Here is a 7879-nt window from a genome sequence, read left to right as displayed (position 1 = left end):
TGTTTTTATGAATAAATAATTTCTCGGCGCTTTTGGTTATGCTCCCATTATTTTCTCCGTACATTTTAATCTAGTTATTTAAAATCCCTATCGCCTTTAGTTCTTTAAAAATAGTATACATTTTCAAAGAGTTGAATAAAAGGTCTCCAATTATTGGATTCAATTTTCTTTTTGTGAGGGTTAATTTTTGTTATTATTAGGAAAAGACTTATTTAAAAAGCTTAAAAAGGCTTTCTCCTGAAAGAGGGGTACAGATAATGATCCATACTTTTGCTCTAACACAAGATAATACCTTAAAACAAGGTGTTGAAATCAACCAACTAAACTCCCCTGATTATAAATTTTTCTGGGTTGACTTGGATCAACCGACAGAACAAGAGATCCGCTTACTAACTGATTTTTTTCATTTTCATCCATTAGCCATTGAAGATTGTCTACATTTTATTCAAAGGCCAAATATGAGCTTTTATGATAATGTCCTGTTCTTTGTCTTGCATTCTCTTAATGAAAGCTCCCTAAAGTGTGAAGAAATAGACGTCTTTGTTGGAGAAAATTATGTTGTTTCTTTTCATTTGCAGAATGAGCCGGTATTTAAAGAAATAATCGGAAAAGTTATTGGGCTAAAGAACATGAAACAAATGGGTCCGCTGTTCATCCTACATACAATTATTGATGAACTTGTCGACAATTATTTTCCGATTATGCATCAAATAGAGGATAAACTTACTGCTTTTGAAGAGAACGAAGCAAGAAGCCGAAAAGTCATTGATGAAGTTTATGATATCCGAGCGGACCTGATTCGCTTAAGAAAAACAATTATTCCAATGAGAGATTTATTATACAGGATAACGAATTCGGGGCGAATCCAAGAAACAGGGCAGTATCAACATTACTTTGCCGATATTTATGACCATTTAATGAAACTTACTGATATGCTGAATGGCACTCAAGAAATTACAGCAGACATGAGGGAGAATTTTATGTCCGTTCAGTCGTATAAGATGAATTCTATTATGATGACACTAACTGTTTTTACAACGATTTTTATGCCGCTTACCTTTATTGTTGGAGTATACGGGATGAATTTTGAGAATATGCCGGAGTTGCATTGGAGGTATGGATACTTTATTGTTCTAGTGTTCATGGGACTGATTGCAATTGGTATGAGTGTTTGGTTTTATCGTAAGGGATGGCTACTGAATAAGTAATAAATTTCAGTTTGTCTTTAAATTGAAATACAACTGAAATGTCTTTAAAAGAATGGTTTGTTAAAATCATATAATTGAGACTTATACTGGAATGATTCTACGAATAGTATATGGAATAATTGTGCTTATTTTCCATATGAATGACAGAGGAGCTTGCTATTGGAGGGGAATGGAATGGACTTAGACAATCAGCTTATAAAAAAGGCATATTACGAAATGTTCATTAATGAACATGAAGAGGTTCATCCGATTCGGGTGCTCGGTGAACTTCTTCAGGAGGAACAGCAAAAGGATGTGCCTGAATCATCGTATATAAGGTTTGCACAGGGTGAAGTATACTTTCAAAATAAGGATTTTGAGTCAGCCATTTTTAAATGGGAAAATATCACGAATGAGCTTGAACCGTGGGCAAAGAAAAATATGGGGGATGCCTACTATGCACTTGGATTGCTTCCAACAGCAGAAGATATTTATAAATCAATTACAACCGATAATCTTACCTTAAAAACCGAGGTGGCCTTACAGCTATTTTCTTTGTACATTGAACGAGGGAAAGCTGATTCGGCTGTCATGATAATCAAAAAAACAATTGCTGCAAATCCAGATTACCCAGATGTAACCGAGCTAGCCCGTGCTTTTTTTGAAGAACATCGGGACTTTGCCAATGCAATTGAATTGGCGGTAAATGAAGGGGTCCGTACAGAGTCAGTACAATGGTTTGATATTCTTAAAACCTATGTTGATAAGGGCGTAACGAAAATGTTGGCGCCAAATTATTTTACCGAAGCCTTAACGGTTCTGTATCGATTTGACCATGCTAGGTTCGAGGGTCTTGTGTTATCCATTTGGAACAGCTACAAGCTGGAGAACACTTATTTTTCATGGCTGCGGGAATTGAATCAATTGCTATCAGGTCTAGAGCTGAGTCGGAATGATTCCTGGCAGGAACTTTCAAAAATGATTAAAGATACGTATTTTGCTTTAATTGATGGAAAGTATTTGATAAAACAGCTTGAAAGTCTTATCCCAAGCCTTTTAACAAATTGGGTAAGGATTACAGATTCCACACAGGCTGTCTTGGCTTCAACGGCTGTCTTGGCTTGGAGTGAGCTTTTCCCAGCAAGTATTCCATCATCTACCATCAGTGATGCAGAAAATCTTTTCAGCCATTCAAAAAAGAATGTAAATGAATTCGATGAATGCCTTCATCTATTTGATTCGATTATGGAATGGGCTGGTTTCCACGACATGGGAGCTAATTTAAGATTAAAATGGATGGCTGAACAGCTGCTTCATTTAAAAACTGATTATCTTTTCATTGCTGGACATAGTGGAAGTGGAAAATCATCTTTTGTTAATTTTGTTCTTGGTGAGGACATCCTGCTAGAAGTGCCAACATCGTCTTTAGTAGTGTTTAAAGACAATGAAGAGCTGAAAATGGATGAAATAACAGATAGGGAAATCGTTGGACTCTCTAGTATTTCCGATTTTCAAGAGAGATTGGAACGGCGCAGAAACGCTTTAGAGTCAATTCTTGAGTATAAAGAGCCAAACAGATTTTTACATGACAACCAGCTTGTATTCATGGATACCCCAGGTTTAAGTGGAAATCAATATGAACAGGACGAAGTGCTTAAGTATTTAACGATTGCCGACACGATTCTTTTTGTGCTAGATGCAAGCGCACCTTTCACAGATAAGGAACAAACGCTTCTTACGTACCTGCATACTCAAGCACCAGAGGTCCCAATGCACTTTTTACTAAATAAGATGGACACAATTAGTGATGAGAATGAAGCAATAAGGGCTTTTGAGGAAACAAGGGCAACCATTAATTCCTATTTGCCGAATGCAAAAATATTTGCATTCTCATCCCATTACGACCGGAGCCAGCAGCTAAATGACTTGAGGGAATTTATAAACTCAATCAAAAATGCGAATGATAGAGAAGATAAACGATTAACAAAACTCCTTTACTTTATACGTTCTACGATCAACATGCTTTTGCAAAAGCGGATCGACGTTGAAAATCAAATGATTGAGTCCGTTCAATGGAATGAAGAGCTTGTGATGAAATTAAATGGGGCATTACATCAGTTGAGTGATTTAGAGACACAAAAAACAAAGGCGATTATGCGGTCTTACCGTTCAATTAAGGAGTCAATGCAAACGAAAATCTCCGCATCTATACCGAAGCTGCTGAAGGAATGCGCCAATTTAGTTAAAGAAGATAGTAACTTTAGTAATATTCATCTAGATCTGAATGATGAGATGAATAGGAGATTACAAGATTACTTGGATAATACGGTTCGACCGTCCTATTTTCAGTCCCTTGAGGGGTGGATTGCCCAATCCAAGGAGGAGTTTGAACAGGGGCAAACATTTTTGGATGAGATGGCTGAGGGATTTAATACATTGTACGGTGAGGAACGCATTAAACTTGATTGCGACTTTAGAGTACTTAATGATTGGCGGCGGGATATGGATAGGATGACAAGCAGATTTCAATTGGAAAATGTTAATATCCTTCTTCGCCGGACTCCTGCACAGCTTTTATTAAAAAGTGCAGGGAAATTATTTGGTGCGCTAACACAAAATAAGGCAATGCTCTATAACAAATATAAAGCATTCATTGAAACGGAAGATTATTCAGAGCCATCCTCGCTCGTAATCAAACAGTTTTTTCAACAATTTGAGCTATTTGAAAAATCGCTGGAGCGGGATATAACGATGTTTTTTAGAGAACCGATAAGCGAGCTAAAGCAAGCTGTTGAAGATGCACGGTCGGAAATCCAAACAAACCAAGAAGGGCTCCGGAAAATGAATACGAATCCAGAGTTGTACCGTGATCCGTTAACATTGTTTGAAGTGAAACTGCGTCAATTTGAATGGATGACTGTTTCCGGAAAAGGAGTAACTCCTATTTACAAATAGAAAAAAAGGAAGCTGTCATGCTATGTCGACATCTTCCTTTTTTCTATTTTACTCCTAATATCCTTTGGAATAAGTAACTAGATTGATTGCTGGTGTCTTGTCAGCAACGTAATTTTTTAGATTGGGGATGAAGATATTCTCGATTACCCGCTGATTATAATGTTCTGTAGCTCCGGCAGTATGTGGGGTAATAATAACATTCTCCATATCCCACAACGGACTATCCTCGCTTAAAGGTTCTTTTTCAAAAACGTCCAACCCAGCTCCGGCAATTGTCTGGTTGTGTAATGCTGCAATTAAGTCATTCTCTATTACAATTTCACCGCGGCCAATATTGATGAAAAAGGAGGAGGGCTTCATTAGATTAAATTGCTCTTTACCAAATAAATGGAATGTCTCTTTTGTTAATGGAAGAGTAATAACTACGTAATCGCATTGCGGCAAAAGGATGCTCAATTGATCGGTAGTATACATTTGATCAACAAAGTCTTCGGGCTTTCCAGAACGGCGGACACCCAACACGGTCATTCCAAACGCCTTGGCTATTCTGGCGGTTTCTTTTCCAATCGCCCCAACCCCGATAATTCCAATTGTCTTTTGGTGAATTTCACTTTTTAAATTGGCATGCTCCCATGTTTTTGTTTGTTGATTTTGTACATATGTATGGATTTTTCGGGTTAATGAAAGCATTAAGGCAAAGATTGTTTCGGAAATAGGAAAAGTGTGGACGCCGTTTGCACTGGTTAACAGAATGTTTTTTGATTCTAATACTTCAAGTGGTAAGGAATTAACGCCGGCACTCCATGTTTGCAGCCATTTAAGATTTGAGTCGTTTTGGAGACATTCTTTCTCGGCACTTTTTCTCCAGCCGGCAATCACTTCAGCATCCTTTAAGTGGCTCTCCCAGATTTCTTTGTCCTTTCCAGAAATTACGTCCCAATCAGGAATGATCGCTTTAATTTGCTTAATATGTTCCTGCTCAACAGTATGGGTGATGACCAATTTTCTTTTCTTCAAAAATACTCCCTCCAATCATATGAATGGCTTCATATGTAATCATAACGGAAATGAAAGAATAGTTTAACTATTTACTGTATAAAAAAAACCAGTCCCAAGAGGAACTGGTTTTTAATCATTCAGGTAAGAAGCCGCATTTGCCGTAGATAATATAAGAAAGTTTTAAACCACCACTCCTCAAAGTGGGTGTTCGCAGAAACTCTCCTGCATGTCCTCCATGTCGTTTAGACAGAGGCTTGTCATTCCTGTTTCAATTAAAACTCCCTATTACAGCTTAAAGGTTAAAACTTTATTATGATTACGAACAACGCAGCTTATGGATATTATATTACTACAAATAGTTGAGTTATTCAATGTTAAAAGAAGACAAAAAATGAATTTCTAATTTTATCCTTTTGATAAGGGTGCAAATACAATGGATAGTTGCCCTCCTTTACAATTGCCATTTAGCTAAGCCAACAGTGCTATAATAAGAAAAGAAAAACAGTCACTTTGGGGAATTTACTTATAAAATAACGTAATTAATTGTTGAATCATTAGAAGTAGCAATAGAAAGGAGCAAATGTTTTGTTGGATCGAGCACAACAAATTTTACAATCACATTTTGGGTATTCATCCTTCCGTAAGGGGCAGGAGCAGGCAATTCAATGCGTTTTAGAAGGGAAAAATACAATCTGTGTTATGCCGACGGGGGGCGGGAAATCGATCTGTTATCAAATACCCGCACTTGTTCTGCAGGGAACAACGATTGTAATCTCTCCTTTAATTTCGTTAATGAAGGATCAGGTTGATGCACTTAAACAAGTTGGAGTCCCGGCTGCATTTATAAATAGCTCGATAACTATAGGCGAAGCCAATCAACGAATGCAGGATTCGATTCAGGGGAAATACAAACTTTTATACATAGCCCCGGAAAGATTGGAATCCTATGAATTCATTGAGAACTTAAAAAGGATGGAAATTCCGCTTGTTGCGGTTGACGAAGCTCATTGTATATCACAATGGGGACACGACTTCCGTCCCAGCTACCGGCATATTCAAAAATTAGTCGATAGTCTTCCTAATCGGCCGACCGTCTTGGCTCTTACGGCTACGGCCACTCCAAAGGTACGCGCGGACATTTGCCTCTCGCTTGCCATTAATGAAGAAAATACCATCATTACAGGCTTTGAACGTAAAAATCTTTCATTTTCAGTTATTAAAGGTCAAGATCGGCTTCTCTTTTTAAAGGATTATTTAAAAAAAAATGAGAAAGAAGCAGGGATTATTTATGCTGCGACCAGAAAAACAGTTGATCAGCTTTATGAAAGGCTGCGCAAAGCCAAAATAAATGTTGCCCGCTATCACGCCGGGATGAATGATACGGAAAGGAACCGTGAGCAGGAGCGTTTTTTGGAGGATAAGGCAACAGTGATGGTAGCGACATCTGCTTTTGGAATGGGGATTGATAAGTCCAATATCCGCTATGTTGTTCATTTTCAACTGACTAAAAATATGGAAAGCTACTACCAAGAGGCAGGGCGTGCCGGGAGAGACGGATTGGAAAGTGAATGTATCCTGCTTTATTCTTCCCAGGATGTACAGATTCAGCGTTTTTTGATTGATCAATCAAGTGAACGGGATCGAATGAAGCAGGAATTAGAAAAGCTGCAGCAAATGGTCGATTACTGCCATACGGAAAACTGTCTGCAGGAATTTATTTTGCACTATTTCGGTGAAACAGAAACAGAGCCTTGCGGCAGGTGTGGTAATTGTATTGACTCAAGAACTAGTATTGATGTAACAAAGGAAGCCCAAATGGTCATGTCGTGTATGATCCGGATGGAGCAGCGGTTTGGAAAATCACTTATTGCTCAAGTATTAACTGGTTCGAAAAATAAAAAAGTTGCTGAATTAGGCTTTAATAAGCTGACAACATATGGAATTATGAAGGAAAAGAGTGCAAAAGATGTCAGTGACTTTATAGAGTTTTTAATATCACAAGAACTGATTGGGGTTAAGCATGGGACCTATCCAACTCTGTATGTTGCAGCCAATGGGAAAGACGTTCTTTTAGGAAATCGGGCAGTAAATAGAAAGGAAACAGTCGAGGTTAAGCAGGTTTCCAAGGATGATCCGCTGTTTGAAAGCTTGAGGGCAGTAAGAAAAAGGATTGCCGAGGCTGAAAAAGTTCCGCCTTTTGTTATTTTTTCAGATTCAGCCTTAAAGGATATGTGTGCAAAGCTTCCTAAAACAAGCGAAGAATTTTTACAGGTCAGCGGTGTTGGCGAACATAAGCTTCAGAAATATGGGAATGAGTTTATGACGGCCATTCATGCGTTTTGTGAGACGAACCCCGACTATCAAAGCGAGTTAGTAACGGAGGAGGCACCGAAAAAAGTATCGAAGAAAGCCGAGGGGAATTCCCATTTAGAGACGCTTAGCCTGCATCAGGCTGGTCTTACTGTAAATGAAATTGCTTCAAAGCGGGAGCTGGCTGTGAGTACGATTGAAAATCATCTGCTTTTGTGTGCCCAACAAAAATGGGCTGTTGATTTTTCAAAACTAATTCCTGAAGATTTTTTTCTACTTTTAGAAAAGGCAGTTAAAGAGGCTGGACGGGAAAGGTTGAAGCCAATTAAGGAACTGCTTCCTAATGAGGTTAGTTATTTTATGATTAAAGCTTATTTACTGTATATCAAAGAAAAAGCAGCCGATTCGCAGGTTTAATTAGAAGTAGG

Annotated in this window: 4 protein-coding genes and 1 other RNA gene; 3 read left to right on the top strand and 2 right to left on the bottom strand. The window is 38.2% G+C overall.

Annotated elements, in window-relative coordinates; genetic code table 11:
- Window positions 1-257: 257 nt before the first annotated feature.
- Window positions 258-1208: a magnesium/cobalt transporter CorA gene (gene corA, locus JN080_RS20470; RefSeq protein ID WP_256237830.1), complete on the top strand. Its 951-nt coding sequence runs from the start codon at window positions 258-260 to the stop codon at window positions 1206-1208.
- 174 nt (window positions 1209-1382) lie between these two features.
- Complete coding sequence (locus JN080_RS20465) at window positions 1383-4142, top strand: dynamin family protein (protein WP_256237829.1); 2760 nt, start codon at window positions 1383-1385, stop codon at window positions 4140-4142.
- A gap of 54 nt (window positions 4143-4196) precedes the next feature.
- Here JN080_RS20465 and JN080_RS20460 read toward each other — a convergent pair whose 3' ends face one another.
- Together JN080_RS20460 and ssrS are read right to left on the bottom strand one after the other, a co-directional pair.
- Entirely contained in the window at window positions 4197-5159 is a 963-nt protein-coding gene (locus JN080_RS20460; RefSeq protein WP_256237828.1) for a D-2-hydroxyacid dehydrogenase, read from the bottom strand.
- Window positions 5160-5283: 124 nt separating this feature from the next.
- Window positions 5284-5478: non-coding RNA, 6S RNA (ssrS, locus tag JN080_RS20455), on the bottom strand.
- Between the two features lie 248 nt (window positions 5479-5726).
- Here ssrS and recQ point away from each other — a divergent pair.
- A complete protein-coding gene (gene recQ / locus JN080_RS20450) occupies window positions 5727-7868 on the top strand; it encodes a DNA helicase RecQ (protein WP_256237827.1) in 2142 nt (713 codons plus the stop codon).
- The last annotated feature ends 11 nt before the right edge of the window (window positions 7869-7879 follow it).

The organism is Bacillus sp. EB600, assembly GCF_024494385.1.
Classification (GTDB): domain Bacteria; phylum Bacillota; class Bacilli; order Bacillales; family Cytobacillaceae; genus JAEVLT01.
This window is presented reverse-complemented; position numbering and strand designations above follow the sequence as displayed.

Excerpts from the sequence above, each read along its gene's own strand:
- corA (WP_256237830.1), top strand. The coding sequence starts at position 258 with ATGATCCATACTTTTGCTCTAACACAAGATAATACCTTAAAACAAGGT.
- JN080_RS20465 (WP_256237829.1), top strand. The coding sequence starts at position 1,383 with ATGGACTTAGACAATCAGCTTATAAAAAAGGCATATTACGAAATGTTC.